This window comes from Chrysanthemum yellows phytoplasma (genome assembly GCF_000803325.1).
Lineage (GTDB): Bacteria > Bacillota_I > Bacilli_A > Acholeplasmatales > Acholeplasmataceae > Phytoplasma > Phytoplasma asteris.
The window spans coordinates 1-645 of sequence record NZ_JSWH01000149.1 but is presented as its reverse complement, the minus strand read 5'-3'; the positions used below and the strand labels follow the sequence as shown (position 1 = coordinate 645).

At 25.1% G+C, this 645-nt stretch carries 1 protein-coding gene; it reads left to right on the top strand.

The window, feature by feature from the left end; genetic code table 11:
- Window positions 1-595, top strand: a 595-nt coding sequence (locus tag OL66_RS02695) for a hypothetical protein (protein WP_034172360.1), incomplete at its 5' end; no start/stop codon positions are given.
- Between the last annotated feature and the right edge of the window lie 50 nt (window positions 596-645).

Genomic DNA, 645 nt, shown 5'->3' with positions numbered 1-645 from the left:
CCAAGATTTTTTTAATATTCAAAAATTTAATACTAATATCCAAACTGTGGAAATCTTAAAATGTTTTTTTAACAAAGATACCTTTAATCTTTCTATTAACGAATATATGAAAACCAATTACCAACAATTAAACCATTATTTTAACCAAAATAACATCAACTCTCAAAGTCAAAAAGTAATCCGTGTTAAAATCAATGAATATCTTATTTTACTCTATTTTCAAAACCAAGGAATCATTCATTTATATCCTCAAGCTTATTTATTCTTCATCCCCGACATTAAATTTGATTTAGTGTTATTTACGAAAAATAAACGGATTATCGCTTTTAATTTTAAAACATGTCTTCGTGATCGCTATAAACAAGCCATGGTAGAAGGGCAAAAATTAAAAAAACTCGATACTCGTTTTGAATTTTATTTATTAACCAACAACGAACCAGAAACTCAAAGACTAAACAATAAAATCAATCAAGGAAAAGTACAAGGTATTAATAAAGTAATTAACTTATTTTCCAATGCAGCCAATAATTTCTTACAAAACTTAATTACCACCAAATTCATCCCTTTTTCTAATATCAATATAATTAAAAAATAAAAAAAGGAGTTAATATAAAATGTTAACCAGTGAACAAAAAGCGTTAAAAC